Below are 17,478 nucleotides of genomic sequence, written 5' to 3'. Positions count from 1 at the left end.
CTATCTTCTCCTATTAATTAAGATTTTATGGCACTATCAACTAATCTGAAAAGGCTGGGGAGTAAAACATAGGATAAAAATCAGAATAGCCAACCAAGCGAGAACTTTCCTGGGGCCATTTAATGGTCTACCATCAATCACTGGCGGGTGTTCAATCCCCACTACCCTGCCCAACAGAAACCCAAAGAGAAGCCATCCATTATAGCCTTCCACCTGGGGATAAAAATAACTGATACAATATTGCAAGACCACTATGCTCAGCACCAATGCCCATTTGGACTGAAGACTAAGGCTGGTCTTTCTAAAACAGATGAAAACAAAGCCAATATAAAGTGGCAAAGCAATAAGGAGATAACTGGTATCCATGTAGGGATTGACAATTCCTAGCCCAGCAAAAAGCATAAAAAGGCTATAAAAGACCAAGGATATCAGCTTGTGAGTTTGGGGAAACAATCCAAAAATCACATGCCCACCGTCCAATTGTCCAATGGGCAATAAGTTCAATGCTGTAAAAAACAGGGCGAGATAACCTGCAAATAAGAACGGATAATGAATCAATTCTCCCATATTGGGCATTTTCTGAGGATCAGCCAATGCTTTCTCCATAACTAAAAAAAGCAAATTATAGCCCAGTTCTATATCCAAAGCAGCAGCTTCTTCCTTACTGTAATCTGGATCTAGGTACTCAGGATGAATTTCATAGATATAGTCTGCCTCAGGTAAATTCACAAAGCCATAAACCAAAACCCCAAAGGCAATGATAAATCCTGCCAAAGGTCCAGCTACACCAATATCAAAAAACTTTTTCCTACTACTGACCATGGACTTCATCTTAATGATCGCCCCCATGGTTCCTATAGATGGGGCACCTATAAAGCCCAGCCAAAATGGAATAAAAAAAGGCAGAGAAGACTTGACCTTATGATAAATGGAAGTAAACAAATGTCCCAATTCATGGATCAAAAGTATACCTATAAACGGAATAGAAAAGGCCATTGATTTAATAAAATAAGGCCATGTCAATGGGTTTTCACTGGAAATCAAAGACCTTCCATACAGCCACTCTGCGCCTGCAAGCGTAGCACAAATAAAGGTAACAATGAAAAGGGATATATGGCGGAAATATTCTTTTTTACTGTACATTATTAAAGTAATCCATCAATGCATTAGGGTGATTAATATGACAAGTCTTTAAACCAACCGCTTCAGCCCCAACAAGGTTCTGAGCAGTGTCATCAAAAAAAACTCCTTTTTCACCTGATTGACCAATATGCTCCAAGACCTTCTCATAAATTATCGTATCAGGTTTTCTACACGCCATTTCATAACTCAAGAATAGGTGGTCAAACAACTCTTCAAATTTCCCAACGCCAGTTTCTGCCAATAAAATTTCCTCTACCCTTCTAAAATGAATGGCATTGGTATTGGAAAGCATATAAACTGGATGTGTTTTCCTAAGCGCTCTCAATAATTCGATTTTATGCATTGGGATTTTCCCCAGCATCGCATTCCAAATACTATCTATTTCTTGGTCTGTCCATTCTTTTTTGAAAACATTTCTTATTTCTGTTCTAAAAGTAGCATCGTCAATTTCCCCTTTTTCATAGGCATGGTGTACAGGATGCGCCATAAAGTTTTCTTTAACCGTATTATTACCATTTACTAAACTTTCATCTAATTGCTTGAGGGTAAATGGAATATCCAAATCAATGATCACTCCACCGAGATCGAAGACAAAAAAATCCACATTTTTATCAATTTTCATATAGGTAAATGTTGTTGTTTTGAAATCAAATATGTAACATTGCATTCCCAAAAGCAAGGAAAAAGTTATCTAAGCGATTTCGATTGGTTACATGATTTGATCCACTGAAAAATTCAGGTAAAATGCTTTTCCGGGCCTATAGCTCAGCTGGTTAGAGCACTTGACTCATAATCAAGGGGTCCCTGGTTCGAGCCCAGGTGGGCCCACCCAAGTGTCCAAAGTCTCAATTTTAGACTTTGGACTTCTTTTTTTAAACCATATGTATTTGTTAATCAAATAGATAGATCTTGCCACTTCATTGGTTAAAGTGGTTCGATGTGTTATCCCATCAAACACCCAATTTTCCTTATACATCGAACCGATTAGTTTTCTTTTTCCTTCATTATCTAATTTTTCAAACAGTTCATCTAATCTTGAAACGTATTTTAGGGCCTTTCTAAGGAGATTTTGATTATCAATTTTTGGTTTGGTTCGAATTTTATCTATTTGGGTCTCTAGGATAGAAATTTTATTTAAAGTCTCCTCTTTGATAAGTTTAAAATCTTCAGGTGATAATGTGTCTTCCAATAATAATTTTCTTGCTTTGGATAATTTGTTATTCTCTACTTCTATTTCGCTTACCAATTTATTCCTTTCAGAATTAATAGTTTTATTTTCACGTTCTATTACCTGATTAAGAATAATTTCAAATAATTTCTCAGCTGAATCTTGTAATCTAAATTTTCTTAACTCTTTAATAAATGCACGATTTACTTCTGCTGCACGAAAACGCACTCCACATTTGGATGTACAGTGGTAATAGTGGTAATATTTATTCCTTCCCTTTGATGCACTCGCTGTCAGTTTATATGAACATTTAGGGCAATTTAAAAAACCTCTAAGTGGAACCTCATCATTACTTATTATTGATACCCTACGGATTTTTTTCTTTTTGGCTTCTAAGATTTCCTGAATCCTGTAAAAATCGCTTTCACTAATCAAGGGTACATGTTGACCTTTTACATAATAGGCCTGTTCTCCGTTATATTCAGGGACTAATATTTTTCCGCAGTAAAACTCTTTCCTTATTAGACCCCAAAAACGGTTTTTCTTTAATTGAGCCCCCCTCCTTCTAGCCATTAACAAAACATTTTCAGAAGAATATGTGCCTTCCAATATCTTATTGAAAATCCATCTCATATGCTTGGCCTCATCTTCCATTATTTCAATTGTGGGGCGACCATCAGGACTTTTGGTATTTTTATACCCATAAGGTGCATGCCAAAGCCAACGGCCTTCTTTTAATGCCCTTCTCATACCATGAATTACATTAAGTGCCCTACGATCATTTTCTACTTCTGGTGCTGCCAAATAAAATGCTAGCATCATTTTATTTTCAGGGACTGACAAGTCAAGTGGTTGTTCAATTGCTTGGGGTTCAATACCTAATTTTCTTAAAGTATTGATCATCATATAGGCATCCCCAGCATTTCTTGAGAAACGATCCCACTTTGTAAAAAGTAACAAATTGGATCTAGTATTCATTTGATTTTCAAATTGTGCCAATAATTTCGACCATTCTGGCCTAAAGAAAGTTTTGGCGGAAAAATCTTCGAAAACTACTCTATTGACGATAATACCATTTGTGTTACAGTATTTTCTTAACATTTCTTCTTGGTTCCTCTGAGAATATCCTTTATCAGCTTGTTCATCTGTACTTACCCTAATATATAGATCTGCTACTTTCATGTTTTTAGTGTTTTTATGAGCATTTCTGCCGTATCATACATAAAATCTATAATTTGGTAGGCTTTCTCTTCAGAAACCACCAAACCGTTTTCCCTAAGAATTTGTTGGGCCTTTGCTGGTGTGATCATTTTCGCCATTTTTTCAAAAACCTAAAACATTTAGATATGAAATATTCACCAGTTAAACCCCAGTAGGGGCTAATATTTTCCCTCCTTTAAAAAATCAAAAAGGCACGAATACAAGATGTAGCGGCAAAAAGTACATCATCTTGATCAAGATAAAACTAAAAAAATATCAGCAATAAAAAAAGGGCCTTACAGCCCTCCATCATCTGCGAAAGAATAATACCCTTCGGGAGTTAGGATAATATGGTCAAGTACCGGAAGTTCCAATAGTTTTCCTGCCTTCACCATCTTTTCGGTGAGGCGTTTATCCTGTTCACTGGGCTTCATCGTTCCTGAGGGGTGGTTATGGGCAATTATCATGGCCGATGCTGACGATTTCATGGCAGCTCCAAATATCACTTTTAAATCCACTACGGTTCCAGCTGTTCCTCCAGATGAGGCATTGATTATCCCAAGTACTCTGTTTGCCCTGTTAAGGAGAATGACCTTAAATTCTTCTATAAAAGCTATTTTCGATTCGTCCCAATTGGCCCTTAAAATCCTATTGGCTGTCAGGGAAGAGACGATTTGTGGTTTCTCAGAGACCTTTGAATTGGGACGATAGCTAAGTACGATTTCGGCTACTTGGTTGGAAACGATGTCTTTGTTCTTGGTATCCATAATATTTCGATTTAATGGTTAGAAATTAATTATGGTACCATCCCAGCTTGAGGGCAATCAAGGCCAAGTGGCAACGGAATAAATGAGGGCCATGCGGGCAGGACAGTGTTTATGCCGGACACTCTTGGCCGCTTCAGCAGCCCGAAAGCTAAATTGTTACATGATTAATGAATTGGAAAAACATAACAATTTCAGCCATCATTTAATTTTTATGAATGTAATACCCATTTTTAGCACTATCATTTAATAATCTGTATTAGGATAAATAAAAAATATTTGTATTTGGCATCTTATATAATAAATTAGGAAAATATTAATATCAAAACACTGTATTCCAACCTGTTAATTTTATTTGGAATTTGCTTTTTAATGGTTAAATATCATGAGTGATATCAAAATTATTGCCACAACTGCCTATTTCATTTTTCTGGTCCTAGGAGGAATTTGGGGATTGGTTAGAGCAAATAGTGAAAGGGCTCTATTAGATTATGCTATAGAACAGACTAGCGTTGAAATAGACAATATGGGAAATACTATCCTAGTTTATCATTGTTCAGAAACACCCTATATTTCCTATGATGTAAACAACAATAAAATAGCATTGGAAGAAAGCGCTTTCAATGCCTTTTCCAGTATTGACTTGACAGATTCAGAAACGCCATTCAAACTGGGGACGCTAACAACGCTAATGGGAGGAGCGTTTGGGGGCTGGACCATAAAGGATGTTTATAAATTTTCTAATGCTTCTAAATTTAAAATAGTCGCAAGAAGGTCAATAACAATAGTTGTATCTGCAATCACTGGTTTTGGAGTGGGGTATTCCCTAGGTATATTATTAGGAAATAACCTTAGAAGCTGTGATTCAAAGCGGATCATTTCAAATTTAAATACCCCTGAGTTTTGGAACAAACTAGAAGAGAGTATATTCAGAAATGCAGTATATAATATCAGTGTAAACCACAAAGGTTCAAAAAGGGTGATTCCTGAAGACTATAAAGCGGAAATAAACCGAATTTACACATCTGAAACTCCATATATTGATATCAATTCAGCTTCTTTCGATATTATCAAGAATGCCAATGAAACAAAGTTGGAATTTATTAAAAACCAAAAGTGGTACACCAAGTCATGGGTAATTATAGTCCTTACAGCGACACTAGGCCCTATTATATTTTTAGGGGTACTCCTTTTTATTGAAAAATTAAATTCAAAAACCTAAAAAACTTAAACATGGGATACCATACCCATTTTTTTGGGAGTGTTAGCTAAACTCTGTCCTTTCCCTTCCCGGGGGCTAGCCCCCGGGAAGGGAAAAAATTCCTCACTAAATGATTAGGTTTCCGTATTGATGTCCAACCGGAGCCTCCCCTCAAATTTAATGGCCAGCTGCTGGACTGTCAAGCTCCAGTTCTGTAAAGGGGTCGTCCATTTTTTCTCGATCCGCTGCGTGGCCAGATAGACCAGCTTTAGAAGTGCCATGTCACTGGTAAATGCCCCTTTGGTCTTGGTCACCTTTCTTACCTGCCGATGGAAGCCTTCCACCGCATTGGTGGTATAGATCAGCTTCCTGATGGGCGGTGTATAGGCAAAGAAGGCACTCAGCCTCTCCCAGTTGTCGTTCCAGGAACGGATCACTATGGGGTATTTCTTCCCCCACTTTTCTTCCAGTTCCAACAATGCCGATTCGGCCAGGTCCTTTGTCTCGGCCTTATAGATCTTCTTCAGGTCACCGGCAAACTCCTTTTGGTTTTTGCTGGCCACGTACTTCAGGCTGTTCCGGATCTGGTGGACCACGCAGAGCTGGATCTCTGTTTTCGGGAAAATCGACCCGATCGCCTCGGGAAAGCCCTTAAGGTTATCGGTACAGGCGATCAGGATATCCTGTACTCCACGGTGCTGTAGATCGCTGAGTACCTGTAGCCAGAAGTTCGCCCCCTCGCTTTCGGAAAGGTACATGCCCAGTACCTCCTTCTTCCCCTCACGGTTGATCCCTAATACATTGTATAGGGCCTTATGGCGTACCTTTCCTTCCTCACGTACCTTGAAGTGCATGGCATCAAGCCATACAATGCAATAGACCTCTTCCAACGGCCTGTTCTGCCACTCCTTGACTTTCGGGACGACACGGTCGGTAATATCGCTTATCACCTGCGTGGAGACCTCCGTATCGTACATTTCCTTGATGTACCCGGAGATGTCACGTAAGCTACTGCCAAGCCAGTACATCCCTATGATCTGCTTCTCAAGGTTATCGGCAAGGATACGCTGGCGCTTCTCGACGATCTTAGGTTCAAAGCTGCTGTGACGGTCCTGGGGCGTCTCGATCTCCACTTCTCCCAAGTTGCTCTTCACACGCTTGCTGCCCTTGCCGTTACGTTTGTTGCCTGCACTGTGGCCTGCATCTTCATCCCGAAGGTGCTCGTCCATCTCAGCCTGGAGGGCTTCCTCCAAAAACTCCTTCAACATCGGAGACAGCGCACCGTTCTTGCCGAACAGGGACTCTCCTGATAAAAACTGGTCAAGTACTTTCTTCTTAAATGCTGATTCTTGTTCTTCGCTCATATCTCTCTATCTTATAAACTTTAATTGATTTTCAAAGTCTCAGACAGAGTTTAGATTACAGTCTCATTTTTTTAAATCAATAATATATATCTGACAAATACTTTTTCGTCTGTTCGGTCATAAATTAACTGCTTCGATTGTTCTATTGATTTTCTCAAGACTCGATTTATTATAGATTAGTTGGTAATCAAATCAACTTTTCGAGCAAAAGAATCAATAACTCTTTAAAAACTTAGCCATACCATTTCTCACTTCAAATTCCCAATAGCGATAGTGAATACATCCAGCGGGACAATCTCCCCAACCAATACTAAAAACAATCTTTGCCGATGATCTCCCTCTGAATACTTCGATGGTATTTCCGTCCCCTACACAGCCCCTAAAACCAGAAACATCCAGAATGCCATCCAATTGCTCAAATTCATTTCCAATAGGAAGCATATTATAAGTCCCTTTAAAAAAGATGGTCATCCAAGGAAAGTCTGGATAACTGTATGATGTCCTGGTAGAATCATAATCGTATTTTTCTAACAACTCATCAAGAGTACTGTTACCAGTGGGGATGACATCGTTTGAAAGTTTTTCCATTTCAGGCAAACTTGGATCTACCTTAATGGTAAGTGAATTATAACTGTTACAATAGTAACCATGAATTCCGTGTATATTAAAAACTGTATCACGTTCAGGGACATCTAAGTTGTACACGGCCTGTATGATCTTTAGTATCTTTTGGATTTCACTTTCCTGAAGCTCATGCTTGTTATAATTAAAATGTCCCTCGTTGGTATAGATTTCTTCCAGGTATAGCTGAACGGCATCATCATAATAATTTTCCAAAATATAATCTTCCACCATGATTCCATTATAGATACTTTCCTCATCTGGATTGTTATCAATACAGCTAAACATTAATATAGAAAGAATAAGCAAATAGAAATACGTTTTCATATCCTTAGAAATTAATAGAAAAACAATCTTATTTCCTAGACGAGAATTAATCCAAGATTGTCACAACTATCCTAAACCCATATTAAATACATATAAAAAGAGGCTGAAAAATCAGCCCCAATCACCTAATAATTTAAACCCTCGCCCCTTTTCCCTTCTTTGGTTCCTTAGGAACATTCTTCATTTTGGGGCCCTGGTTCTTTTTTGCCTGCTGGCCTTCCTTCACCTCCTTTCCCTGTTCTTTGTCCATCATCAGATCCTTGGTCTTCACCATTTTCAATTCCGTATCATATACATTGACCGATTTGAACTTGGGGTTGGCTGAGACATACATGATTTCCTCCTTACCACCTTTTTCCATGGTCACAGGATAAACATTTCCTTTTTCAAATGCTTTCACCAACCACTCGGATTTGGTGGAATCCTGGAGTTCTTTTATAGGCAGTTTGGACAAAGCCTCCTTGCTATCGAAGCCATAATTCTCGTGATAGGAGTCAATCTTAAAATTATTGTTCTTGTCCTTTTCCTTGAAATCCAGCTGCATCCATGCCTGGTAAGGTTCATTATTGGCATTGAGCATTCCCTTTTTTACTGCCCTCCCCTCCAAAAGATTGAAGGCCTCCTTGGCCGTTACCGATTGATTATTGTAAAAGGTATGCTCTTTCGGGGTTATATCTGGATTGGCATTGTGCAGGGACGCATCATATTTGTTGAGAAAATACCTTTCAGAGGTATTTGACTTTCTGAAATGAAGGTTAAAGTCCATCTTCTTGCCATCAATCTCCATGGTATGCGGCAATTCAAAAGCATCTTTTTTAGCCTTAATCTGTTTTTCAAGCGCCTCATTCAAGGCCGTGTCAAAGCCTGTATATTTCAGCTTTTCCTTGAGGTAATCTAAATTTTCCTGATCCATAGTTTATGGTTGTTTAGTTTGAACATTGGTTAAATTCCTGACTTTTTGTATATCCTTCGCCCTGATATTCAGGCTAAGGTCCCTGTCCCCGTTTTTCTCCCTGACAAGTACCTGAAAATACTTTTTGTCCGATATCGTAAACCTTGGAAAGGCTACTATGAGCTTTTTCGCCTCATGGCCATTTATTTCCTTTTCAGCTTCCCAGTCAAGCCATGCCGGTTCCAGAAAATGTTCCCTGACCGAGGCATGTTTAGCCTGCTTTTTATCCTTGACCACAAATTCAAGTTCATCCGGCACAAAGGCCAATGGGGATTTATTCTTTATTGCCAGCTTAAAAAAAAGTAAGCCTTCGGCCTGAAAAACCCCTTCCAACTTGACTTTGATGCTGTGTTGGTTGGAGGACCTGCTCAAAAATCCCTTCGCCTCCAATACCTGTTGACCAAAGCCCATCAACATCTCGGCATCCACTACATCGTCCTTTAATACCAATGCCTTATGGGACAGTTCTGCCTGCCCGAACATATTAATGGAACTTTCGGCCAATGCTTCTGAATAACTTACCTTTAAATGGTACAGCCGAGCATCAGCAGTCACCACATGGAGGTTGGTGGTCACAAACTGGCGCTTTCCTGTCTTCAGCAATAATAAATTGGGCGCTTTTTCTTCCACCTTGGCAAGGATCTTTCCATGCCCCCTGTCCACACTCAGTACCTTGGCGGGAAATACCAGGGCAGTGGTATGGTCCCAGCCTACTTTGACCGGATAGGCAGGAATAAAAGCTGCTTTCGTTAGGGGCCTCGCCTTGAACACCGGTTCCTGTGCCACCAGGTCCAATACCAAAAAGCAGTTCAGCACGAAAATCAATACAATTCCTTTTTTCATCTTTATCGGCTTTTATATGATAGATTGGTTGACAAGTAAAATGGGGTGGCCAGCCTTTAGGGTGACTTTGATGGATTTGCTTTTTTTACGGAACAGTCCTTTTGCTGCAGATATCCCGGCAGAGGCCATCTGTTCCTCCATGCTAATTCCTCCGTTCAAACTGGGCATACCTGTAATCAGGGCATCCCCTGCCCCTTCCTTGATTTCCTGTTGGAGGCTTCCACTGATCGGTATGCCGGGCATGCCGTCCAGGTCAAAAGCTTCCAGTTCCACTGGTAGGATATGTTTTCCCGAACGTATGGCCGAAATGGACAGACTGACCCTGTTGGCATCCTGGCTGGCCTTGCCGTAGAGAACAGCACCCTTTTTTAATTCCATTCCGTTGACCGTGACCGTTTCCAATAATCTGATCTTGACCCTTCCAGATCCTTTCAGGCTGAGCGTCTCCGCTATTTCAGCAGCTATGGCCTCTTTTACTGGATGCTCCATTATAGCAGTTTCTTCCAGTCCATAAAAGCTATTTTGACCGCTATGGATTTCCTTGACAGCAGGTTTGGCCTCATTGGAAGCGTTTACCTGAAACCGGGGCTTTGCCAATGCTTTTTCCTTAAACCTGCTCCTTACCCTCTCAGGGTGCTGGCATCCAAAATTTTATCCAGCATCCCCTCAAGTTGCTCCAGTTCAGGATCAGGACCACTGGGATGCATCCTGTCCATCAGCTCCTCCAGTTGTTTTACATCCTGGGAGATATCCACACTTGGCTGCCTTTTGGAAAGTACTTGGGTGCTGGCCCTTACCTTACTTGGTTCGGGTTCCGGACGACTAAGTTCTCCCTGCAATTGCTCCAATTTGTCCAAAAGAAGGGTTTCTTTCTCCTGCAATCCTGCACCCTTGCCATCTAATCCCAAGGGAAGTTGAAGGGATTGGGTTTCCTCCTCCGGTTTATCCTGCCTGTAGGGATCCATCCGGATCAGTTCCCTTTGCCTTTTGGCTTCCTTCTCCCGCAGCTGGTAAAGCTCCATTTTGTTCAGGGTCCTTTCTTCCAATTGTGCCTGCGGCAGCTCAGTATTCAATTGAAGTTTTTGCCTTGGTCCCGCTGTGGACCACTCCTGTTTGGCCCATGAGAATGCCAGAATGAAAGGCAGTACAAAGAGGGGCAGTACGAGTAAAATAATGCGATGTTTAGTGTTGATCGTTTTCATATTTTTTTGTTTTGGAGTTATATGATAATGAATCTGCCAGGGACCATAATTCATCCGGTCCCCTGTCCATGGTAATGGCCATGGTTTCGATCTTACTGCCCTGATAGGCCTGGACAAGTAGGGTTTCCGACCAGCTGAGCAGTAGCACGAACCAGGTGATGATCCTGATTTTAGGGGGCAGTCTCCCCTCCCAGGTATTCAGAACCCCTGCAATAGTTTTGGGCAGTCCCAAAAGGAATTGGGCATACACCCGGTATTGGCGGTGTACCCTTGGTACGTTTAATATTGCTTTCATCTTTTTTCTATTTTGATATCCCTGTTTTCAAGTGTTTCCCATTGCTCGACCAGGAATCCGTGGGGATTGTTGATGGACCTGGCCACTTCCCTCAGTTGCCCTTTGGTAACTAGGCTCCGGGTCAACTTGGAGGTGGGGCGGGTAATGGTTTGCCTGCCATAAAACCAAAAGCTGTAAGGTCTTTGGGCCATATCAAGGGCGATGCTGTCCACGCTCAGCTCCTGATGGATATTCCCTGTAACCAAGCGGTTATAATAGCCCTGTTCCTTGAGTACCTGATAGGCCGACTGAACAGAGCCATCACCCAGATAAAAGGCCTTCCCTAATTGTTCATTTATCTGCTCCTCATCGGGAGAGAGGGAAAAGAAATGGCTGTGGAAGCGAATTACATGCTCCCTGGCCTCTATTTTGATATTGGACTTTCTATCAGAGGCCACTGCTTCCAGTACCTTTCCATCCATCAGGATATACACCCTTTCTGCAGCCTGCTGTTGGAACCTATAGGAGAGCCAGATACTTCCCAGTGCCATTGCGATAGCCCCAAGCGACAGGACCAGGCTAAAGCGCTTCACATGTTGGAAGGCCGTTTCGATATTGGTAAAGTAGTTGAACATATCAGATCAAGGATTTGGCGGCAGTGGCGGGAGCTTTGGTCACCATGCTGCTGGTTTTGTGCAATAGCGTATCCCTCCCCGCGGCATAGACAATATAATTGGCCACCGAGGGGACAGTAAAATAACCGATAATGGCAATGACCAGAAAGATCAAATAGGCCGTATCGGTGGATGAGAAAAAGGTCTTGCCCGCATTCTCCACTTGTCCAATATCGATTCTGATCATCTCCTCCTGGATGCGCCCAATAATGGCCCCAAAAATATTGGCCACGGGCAGCCACATGTACACATTGATGTACCTTGCCAGCCATGATTTCAGGCTATGCTGGAAACCATCGAATACCGAGAGTCCAAAAACTATGGGGCCCAGTATGGACAGGATGATCAGGTAGAACACCCTGATGGTATTGATACATAGGGCCGCAGCTTGGTAAAGGACTTCCAGTACCTCGCTCATCCATTTTTTGATGGAATTGGAGAAATTGAACGAGGCCTTTTCCATGGCAAACTGTATATCATTGCCGAGGCCCTCCCAGAAGCCTTCCTCTGTTCCCTCAGGATGGGTATATTCATACCAGCCTTCACGGTCACCGCTACCGCTTTCCCCCACATACATTTCCCAGTATTCAGTGGCCTCAATGGCCCTTTGTTTTTCTGCCAACAGCCGGTCGATGGCCACATTGGAATTCTTCACCATATTGCCAGTATGGCTGGCCAGTGGGCTCAGCACCCCGTTCATAACATCAAGCACAAAGGGGAAAAGCAAGATGGCCATACCCAGGGCAAAAGGCCGTAATAAGGGATAAAAGTCAATCGACTCCGCCCTTGCAATATGGCCCCATACCCTACTGGCGATATAGAAAATGGCTGCAAAACCGGCAATGCCCCTGCCCACGCCGATCAGGTCGGAGGCCAAGGGGATCATTTCGGCATAGAGCTCTTCCAATACCTCATGCAAGCCTCCGGCTCCACCACTGATTCCTTGGGCCGAGGCCGAAAGGGAAACCAACATGGCAAGAATCAATAGCCAATACCTCATGGCTGAAGGTTTTTTAGGGTATTGTTTGCTCCATGCGCCCGTTTACGTTGGAGGTTGAGTACCGCGGCCTCATTATTGAAAACCCGCAGGAATACATAGCGGTCCTTGATATCATCAAAGATCCGGTCAATGGCCGCCATCCTTTCCTCATCGCTCATCTGCAGCTTTCCGCCCGTGATGACCAGTAGCAGTTCCTCCATGTTCCTGGCACTCATATCAAGCAGGTTCCTATAGACCAGGGCCAAGTACTCAATTTCCTCCCTGTTAAAGTTGCCCCTTGCCATAAATTGCCGGTTGGCCCTTTGGTACTCCTCTAAAATGATCTTTTGGTAGTGGATGATTTGGCCTACTTTATGGTACCTTTTGACTACTGGACTGACAGCCGAAAGTCCATCGATAAAAGCCTTGTGCAGTGAGAAGTTACCGGATGCTACATCCCTGACCATATTATAGCCCTTGCTCAGGGTCTGATATCCCTTGTACATATCATTGAGTATCTGTTTGAACTGGCTGAGCTTTTCAACATTGAGCAGCAACTGGGCAGATTCTCCTACTTGAGCTTTGCTCAAATTGGGACCCAAAAACAAAAGCCCCAGTAGCAGAAATTTTAAACCTTGTTTTTTCATGGTGTATGCAGTTTATAAAGTGATTGGATCGTTTTGGTATCCCTTGCTTCCCAAGCCCTATGACGGAGCAGTTGATAATTCTCCTGGTTAAAGGCCCTTATAAACCCGTTGAGCTCCTGCAACCTTAAATAGACATCATCGATGATGGCCAGCCGCTCCGCCTCATCCAATTTCAGTCCCGGTTGTAGTGCCACGGACATCAGTTCCTCCAAAAGATCGGAGGCAATGGACAATGCGTGCTCAAATACCTTGTCCAAGTAAAGTCTCTCGTCATTTTTGATGCCTTCATGGGCAGCGAACAGTTTCCGGGAGGTCTTGATATTTTTCACGAGCCTTATCTGCAGGTCAATGAATTGGGGAATTCTTTCATACTTGGCCACTTCTGGACTGACCCTTGCCAGTCCCCTGAAGAAATCACCGTGCAAGCGAAACTCCCCGTCCTTGAGCTGATGGACCGTATTCCATCCCCAACGCAGGGTTTCATAGCCTTCCTTGGCATAGCCAATATACAGCTGAAGGCCTACCACCTGCTTGGCCAGGTACTCTTTGGCGGTCTTTTTTTGGCTGAACCACTCCCTGAAGGTTTGGCCATGAACATCCAGCATGGCCATCAGCAATAGGAGCAACAGGCTAATCCTTTTCATGGTGGATATCATTTAAGGTTTTGATTTCCCCTTTGGCATAGGACCGCTGCCTGCTGATCAAAAGGTTCCGTTCATTGAAGCGCATCAGGTCCGTCAGGTTAAAGCGCACCTTTTTTTCCACCCTGTCGATGATCATCAGCCGTTCGCCATCACTCATCTTGAGTTGGAAAGCATTGATGGCCCCGGTCACTTCCTCCAGGTTCTGCACCGAATGATCAAGGATACCCAGGTAGACCTTTTCCATCCACTGCAGCTCCTTTTGGCTGAAGTTTCCACTGCGCACTAAGATCCCCCAGGCCTTTTGGTATTCGGTTACCAGACGCCCCTGCATTTTGGCGATGTCCCTAACTTTTTGGTATTGGGTCAGGACACTTTTCACCTTCCAGAGTCCCTCGTAATAGTCCCCGTAAAGCTCCTTTTGTCTTTCCGCCCATTCGGCGATCTCCTCCAGTTTGAGCTTGTTCAAGGTGTTTTCCAATACCTTCTGGGCATTCTGCAACCAGATGGTATTGTTCTGCAATCGTTGGATCTTCAGGTCGATGGCCACAATGGCCTTTTTTACCCCTTGCCTGATGATCTCTAAGATATAGGCCGGCACTGCCGCATCCGTGCGGGGCATTTGGGGAGCCCCAAAACACAGCAGCCCGGCCAACAATCCTATTTTAATGTTTCTGGATAGGCTCATCCTACACCTCCCTTCATCTCGGCAGCAGGCGCACCGATCCCTTTTTCCAGGTTACCGCCAAAAGCCTTTGCCCTTTCTGCCACACTGATCCTTTCCTGCTGTTCGGTTGTATAGGTGAGGTATTCCTCTGGGGAGACTTCAGTCCTGTATACCTTGCTCACCGGTCCAAGTCCAATAAAGACCTCTTTGTACTTTCTGCCTGGTTCGTTGGCTTTGTTGATGGACATGATCTGCATGGTTTCCTTATCGGTAAGGCCCAGCAGTTCCCTGATCCCGTCAAACTTGTTTCGGTACTTGGACTGGTCCAAAAGGATCTTGCAGTCCGAATTGTTGATAATGGCCTGTTTGATCACAGGGCTGGAAATAATGTCCTCTACTTCTTGGGTAACCACCACTGCCTCCCCGAAGAACTTCCTGACCGTCTTGAAAAGGTATTTGATGTACTCGGCCATCCCTTCCTTGGCAATGGCCTTCCAGGCTTCCTCGATCAGGATCATCTTGCGCACCCCTTTCAGCTTCCGCATCTTGGCAATAAAGATTTCCATAATGATCAGGGTCACCACCGGAAACAGGATAGGATGGTCCTTGATATTGTCCAATTCGAAAACAATGAATCGTTGTTCCAACAGATCAAGATTCTTACGGGCATTGAGCAGGTAATCAAATTCCCCTCCCTTGAAATAGGGCCGCAGCACATACAGGAAATTGTCGATATCGAAATCCTTTTCCTTGACACCCTGTTCCAAAAGCTTCTCCTTGAATGCTGTGGAACAGAAGGTATAGAAGCTGTCAAAGCAGGGAAAATCCTCAGACTTGAGGCTGTCATAATAGGAACCGAGGGCATTCGAAATGGCCACATACTCACTGCGGGTAAAGGTCTCATCATCCTTTTTCCAAAGGGCCAAAAGCAGGGTCTTGATGCTTTCCTTTTTCTCCGTGTCCAAGGGTCTGCCTCCCAGATAGAAAGGGTTAAAGCAGATGGGTTCATTTTCCTCGTAGGTAAAATAATAGCCCCCGATCAGCTCATACAATCCTTTATAGGAATGGCCCACATCGATCAGGACGACATGTGCCCCTTGGGCATGGTAGCTTCTTACCATATGGTTGGTAAAGAAGCTCTTGCCACTTCCCGATGGCCCGAGGATAAATTTGTTCCTATTGGTGATCCAGCCCCTTTTCATGGGCTCATCGGAGATGTCCACGTTCAAAGGTCTTCCGGTCTGCCGGTCACCAAGGCGTATCCCAAAAGCAGATGGACTGGAGAGATAGCTTGTTTCCATATTGAAAAGACAGGACACCTGCTTACCAAAGCTCAGAAAGGTTTCATTGAAGGGCAAAGCTGTTGAATTCCCCGGTATTCCTGCCCAGAATAACTGGGGCGCGCAGAGGCTTTCTTCCTTGGCCAAAGCATCTATTTTGGAAAAGGCTGCCCCTACCTTATTTCGGATTTCCTTGCTTTCCTCCGGTCGTGATGCCCAGCACATGATGTTAAAATGGGCCCTGACCGGCAGGCTCCCTTCACTGATGCTCTCGTTAAGGTAATCTTGGATGGCCTGGTGGGAATGCAGGTTTTCCCTGCTGTAAGCAGCAAGGCTCTGCATCCTCAGGGCCCTGCTTTCCAGTTTTTTGAATACCTCCTGTTTGTTTTCTATCAGCACGTACTGGTTATAGACATGATCCAATGGCAATAAATGTCCCAATGGTGCAGCTTGCCCAATGACAAAGGGAAACCTGTCATTGCTATAGGCCTCATAATCCATCTCTGCTGCCAGCTTGTTGGGCAGGTTGTCCAGTTCACATAGGGAAAAGAGCAATACCTCCTTGGAACCTATGGTAAAGCGGGGCTTAAAACCGATGTCCCTGACCAGGGGTTTCTTCCCTGAAGGGTTCAAAAAGAGATAATTTTCCAAAATCCCTGTCTGGTGTTTATGGCCCAGAAAATCTGCTTCCAACAACCTTTGGGTTTCCATGCCCCCATCGGCCAATAGCTGACAAAATTGCCCCAGGATATTTTCAAAGTTTTGCAGCTGCTTGGGATCCAGCAGTTCCTTGGTAAGGAACTGTGGGGCGATCAGGTTGGAGCTGGCCACATCCCCCGGTCTTTTACCCTTTTTGGGCATGGTGAGGTACACATGGCAGCGGTGGTCCAGATAAGGCCTTTCATGGAAGAACAGTTCGCTGCTCCGGTCCAGAAACCCCGCCTTTTCATCTTGCAACAGGCCATCATGGCCCTTCCTTACAAACCAATCCTGCTTGTTCAAGATATGGCCCTCTGGCAATAACCGGATGGCCTTGTTCCAGGTGGCATGCTGGGAGTCATAGTCCTTGCTGTCCTGGGTAAATATCTCGGGCAGCATTACCTCAAATCCAGCGGTAATGTCCCCTGACCGGGACAACAGAAAATCCCTTTCCACCCTCCCGATGGGAAAGTGGTTTTCCAATTCCTTTGGCTTGAGTCTATCCATTTTTCGTTTGTTTTAATTTCCTAATAAATCCCCTGTCGCGTACCTTTAATCCACTGGGCACCCTACGGTGGGCCATGCGTTTTTTCATGCCATGCTCACCGTACTTCTTGTTCATCCCCGCCACGCCCTCTACAAGCAGGTAGGCCAAAAAGCCACAGCCAATACCTGCAATCCAAAAGGAGATCCCCAACAAATAGGCGATGGCAAACAGCAGTAACAAAACCAGCAGCCCGATTCCCAGGTACAGGATATACTGGGCCTGCAGCCCCTTAAAGGAGATAGGCCTGTTCACCCCCTTGTTGATCCTTAATTGCCCAGCCTTCAT

Annotated in this window: 20 protein-coding genes and 1 tRNA gene; 2 read left to right on the top strand and 19 right to left on the bottom strand. The window is 43.6% G+C overall.

Translation table 11 applies throughout. From position 1 onward, the window contains the following. Positions 1 to 36 precede the first annotated feature (36 nt). Both KZP23_RS16835 and KZP23_RS16830 read right to left on the bottom strand, forming a co-directional pair. Complete coding sequence (locus tag KZP23_RS16835; RefSeq protein WP_226332930.1) at positions 37 to 1,143, bottom strand: site-2 protease family protein; 1,107 nt, start codon at positions 1,141 to 1,143, stop codon at positions 37 to 39. Next, positions 1,133 to 1,765 (bottom strand): HAD family hydrolase, encoded by a 633-nt coding sequence (locus KZP23_RS16830; RefSeq protein ID WP_226332929.1) that lies wholly within the window; start codon positions 1,763 to 1,765, stop codon positions 1,133 to 1,135. Before KZP23_RS16830 ends, KZP23_RS16835 begins: the two co-directional genes overlap by 11 nt. A gap of 132 nt (positions 1,766 to 1,897) precedes the next feature. On the opposite strand from KZP23_RS16830, the gene KZP23_RS16825 reads away from it, so the two are divergent. Next, a tRNA-Ile gene (locus KZP23_RS16825) sits at positions 1,898 to 1,971 on the top strand. On the opposite strand, the gene KZP23_RS16820 is transcribed toward KZP23_RS16825, so the two are convergent. From KZP23_RS16820 to KZP23_RS16810, 3 genes are all read right to left on the bottom strand, one after another. Further along, positions 1,937 to 3,493, bottom strand: coding sequence for a recombinase family protein (locus tag KZP23_RS16820; RefSeq protein ID WP_226332928.1), 1,557 nt, complete (start codon positions 3,491 to 3,493; stop codon positions 1,937 to 1,939). The two genes, KZP23_RS16825 and KZP23_RS16820, sit on opposite strands and share 35 nt — an antisense overlap. Further along, entirely contained in the window at positions 3,490 to 3,630 is a 141-nt protein-coding gene (locus tag KZP23_RS16815; protein ID WP_226332927.1) for a hypothetical protein, read from the bottom strand. The genes KZP23_RS16820 and KZP23_RS16815 overlap by 4 nt, the downstream gene beginning before the upstream one ends. 177 nt (positions 3,631 to 3,807) lie before the next feature. After that, positions 3,808 to 4,278 (bottom strand): JAB domain-containing protein, encoded by a 471-nt coding sequence (locus KZP23_RS16810; protein WP_226332926.1) that lies wholly within the window; start codon positions 4,276 to 4,278, stop codon positions 3,808 to 3,810. Between the two features lie 382 nt (positions 4,279 to 4,660). Here KZP23_RS16810 and KZP23_RS16805 point away from each other — a divergent pair, with 382 nt between their 5' ends. After that, a complete protein-coding gene (locus KZP23_RS16805; protein WP_226332925.1) occupies positions 4,661 to 5,497 on the top strand; it encodes a hypothetical protein in 837 nt (278 codons plus the stop codon). A gap of 113 nt (positions 5,498 to 5,610) precedes the next feature. On the opposite strand, the gene KZP23_RS16800 is transcribed toward KZP23_RS16805, so the two are convergent. The 14 genes from KZP23_RS16800 to KZP23_RS16735 all read right to left on the bottom strand — a co-directional run bounded on the left by KZP23_RS16800 (position 5,611) and on the right by KZP23_RS16735 (position 17,478). After that, complete coding sequence (locus tag KZP23_RS16800) at positions 5,611 to 6,840, bottom strand: IS256 family transposase (RefSeq protein WP_226332139.1); 1,230 nt, start codon at positions 6,838 to 6,840, stop codon at positions 5,611 to 5,613. A gap of 213 nt (positions 6,841 to 7,053) precedes the next feature. Then, positions 7,054 to 7,788: a hypothetical protein gene (locus tag KZP23_RS16795; RefSeq protein WP_226332921.1), complete on the bottom strand. Its 735-nt coding sequence runs from the start codon at positions 7,786 to 7,788 to the stop codon at positions 7,054 to 7,056. A gap of 133 nt (positions 7,789 to 7,921) precedes the next feature. Next, positions 7,922 to 8,701 (bottom strand): hypothetical protein, encoded by a 780-nt coding sequence (locus KZP23_RS16790; RefSeq protein WP_226332795.1) that lies wholly within the window; start codon positions 8,699 to 8,701, stop codon positions 7,922 to 7,924. Positions 8,702 to 8,704: 3 nt separating this feature from the next. Beyond that, positions 8,705 to 9,583, bottom strand: a complete 879-nt coding sequence (locus KZP23_RS16785) for a DUF4138 domain-containing protein (protein WP_226332794.1) — start codon at positions 9,581 to 9,583, stop codon at positions 8,705 to 8,707. Between the two features lie 12 nt (positions 9,584 to 9,595). After that, positions 9,596 to 10,180 (bottom strand): conjugative transposon protein TraM, encoded by a 585-nt coding sequence (gene traM / locus KZP23_RS16780; RefSeq protein ID WP_226332793.1) that lies wholly within the window; start codon positions 10,178 to 10,180, stop codon positions 9,596 to 9,598. 23 nt (positions 10,181 to 10,203) lie between these two features. After that, on the bottom strand, positions 10,204 to 10,785 hold the full coding sequence (locus tag KZP23_RS16775; RefSeq protein ID WP_226332792.1) for a hypothetical protein: 582 nt from the start codon (positions 10,783 to 10,785) through the stop codon (positions 10,204 to 10,206). Then, entirely contained in the window at positions 10,766 to 11,080 is a 315-nt protein-coding gene (locus tag KZP23_RS16770) for a hypothetical protein (RefSeq protein ID WP_226332791.1), read from the bottom strand. Before KZP23_RS16770 ends, KZP23_RS16775 begins: the two co-directional genes overlap by 20 nt. Continuing rightward, the gene (traK, locus tag KZP23_RS16765) at positions 11,077 to 11,694 is read right to left on the bottom strand and encodes a conjugative transposon protein TraK (RefSeq protein ID WP_226332790.1); all 618 of its coding nucleotides are present in this window, start codon (positions 11,692 to 11,694) and stop codon (positions 11,077 to 11,079) included. Before traK ends, KZP23_RS16770 begins: the two co-directional genes overlap by 4 nt. Before the next feature lies 1 nt (position 11,695). Then, positions 11,696 to 12,733: a conjugative transposon protein TraJ gene (traJ, locus tag KZP23_RS16760; protein ID WP_226332789.1), complete on the bottom strand. Its 1,038-nt coding sequence runs from the start codon at positions 12,731 to 12,733 to the stop codon at positions 11,696 to 11,698. Continuing rightward, positions 12,730 to 13,359 (bottom strand): TerB family tellurite resistance protein, encoded by a 630-nt coding sequence (locus tag KZP23_RS16755; RefSeq protein ID WP_226332788.1) that lies wholly within the window; start codon positions 13,357 to 13,359, stop codon positions 12,730 to 12,732. Before KZP23_RS16755 ends, traJ begins: the two co-directional genes overlap by 4 nt. Beyond that, a complete protein-coding gene (locus KZP23_RS16750; protein WP_226332920.1) occupies positions 13,356 to 14,003 on the bottom strand; it encodes a hypothetical protein in 648 nt (215 codons plus the stop codon). The genes KZP23_RS16755 and KZP23_RS16750 overlap by 4 nt, the downstream gene beginning before the upstream one ends. Continuing rightward, positions 13,990 to 14,688, bottom strand: coding sequence for a conjugal transfer protein TraI (locus KZP23_RS16745; protein WP_226332919.1), 699 nt, complete (start codon positions 14,686 to 14,688; stop codon positions 13,990 to 13,992). The genes KZP23_RS16750 and KZP23_RS16745 overlap by 14 nt, the downstream gene beginning before the upstream one ends. Then, a complete protein-coding gene (locus KZP23_RS16740) occupies positions 14,685 to 17,153 on the bottom strand; it encodes a TraG family conjugative transposon ATPase (RefSeq protein WP_226332917.1) in 2,469 nt (822 codons plus the stop codon). Before KZP23_RS16740 ends, KZP23_RS16745 begins: the two co-directional genes overlap by 4 nt. Then, a complete protein-coding gene (locus tag KZP23_RS16735; RefSeq protein WP_226336541.1) occupies positions 17,146 to 17,478 on the bottom strand; it encodes a DUF4133 domain-containing protein in 333 nt (110 codons plus the stop codon). The genes KZP23_RS16740 and KZP23_RS16735 overlap by 8 nt, the downstream gene beginning before the upstream one ends.

This window comes from Echinicola marina, from assembly GCF_020463795.1.
Taxonomy (GTDB): Bacteria; Bacteroidota; Bacteroidia; order Cytophagales; family Cyclobacteriaceae; genus Echinicola; species Echinicola marina.
The sequence above is the reverse complement of the archived record's forward strand: the minus strand, read 5'-3'. Positions and strand labels throughout refer to the sequence as shown.

Coding starts and splice junctions, on each gene's coding strand:
- KZP23_RS16755 (WP_226332788.1), bottom strand. CDS start 13,359: ATGAAAAAACAAGGTTTAAAATTTCTGCTACTGGGGCTTTTGTTTTTG.
- KZP23_RS16830 (WP_226332929.1), bottom strand. CDS start 1,765: ATGAAAATTGATAAAAATGTGGATTTTTTTGTCTTCGATCTCGGTGGA.
- KZP23_RS16820 (WP_226332928.1), bottom strand. CDS start 3,493: ATGAAAGTAGCAGATCTATATATTAGGGTAAGTACAGATGAACAAGCT.
- traK (WP_226332790.1), bottom strand. CDS start 11,694: ATGTTCAACTACTTTACCAATATCGAAACGGCCTTCCAACATGTGAAG.
- KZP23_RS16815 (WP_226332927.1), bottom strand. CDS start 3,630: ATGGCGAAAATGATCACACCAGCAAAGGCCCAACAAATTCTTAGGGAA.
- KZP23_RS16745 (WP_226332919.1), bottom strand. CDS start 14,688: ATGAGCCTATCCAGAAACATTAAAATAGGATTGTTGGCCGGGCTGCTG.
- KZP23_RS16770 (WP_226332791.1), bottom strand. CDS start 11,080: ATGAAAGCAATATTAAACGTACCAAGGGTACACCGCCAATACCGGGTG.
- KZP23_RS16805 (WP_226332925.1), top strand. CDS start 4,661: ATGAGTGATATCAAAATTATTGCCACAACTGCCTATTTCATTTTTCTG.
- KZP23_RS16800 (WP_226332139.1), bottom strand. CDS start 6,840: ATGAGCGAAGAACAAGAATCAGCATTTAAGAAGAAAGTACTTGACCAG.
- traJ (WP_226332789.1), bottom strand. CDS start 12,733: ATGAGGTATTGGCTATTGATTCTTGCCATGTTGGTTTCCCTTTCGGCC.
- KZP23_RS16775 (WP_226332792.1), bottom strand. CDS start 10,785: ATGAAAACGATCAACACTAAACATCGCATTATTTTACTCGTACTGCCC.
- KZP23_RS16785 (WP_226332794.1), bottom strand. CDS start 9,583: ATGAAAAAAGGAATTGTATTGATTTTCGTGCTGAACTGCTTTTTGGTA.
- KZP23_RS16735 (WP_226336541.1), bottom strand. CDS start 17,478: ATGAAGGCTGGGCAATTAAGGATCAACAAGGGGGTGAACAGGCCTATC.
- KZP23_RS16750 (WP_226332920.1), bottom strand. CDS start 14,003: ATGAAAAGGATTAGCCTGTTGCTCCTATTGCTGATGGCCATGCTGGAT.
- KZP23_RS16740 (WP_226332917.1), bottom strand. CDS start 17,153: ATGGATAGACTCAAGCCAAAGGAATTGGAAAACCACTTTCCCATCGGG.
- KZP23_RS16810 (WP_226332926.1), bottom strand. CDS start 4,278: ATGGATACCAAGAACAAAGACATCGTTTCCAACCAAGTAGCCGAAATC.
- KZP23_RS16795 (WP_226332921.1), bottom strand. CDS start 7,788: ATGAAAACGTATTTCTATTTGCTTATTCTTTCTATATTAATGTTTAGC.
- KZP23_RS16790 (WP_226332795.1), bottom strand. CDS start 8,701: ATGGATCAGGAAAATTTAGATTACCTCAAGGAAAAGCTGAAATATACA.
- KZP23_RS16835 (WP_226332930.1), bottom strand. CDS start 1,143: ATGTACAGTAAAAAAGAATATTTCCGCCATATATCCCTTTTCATTGTT.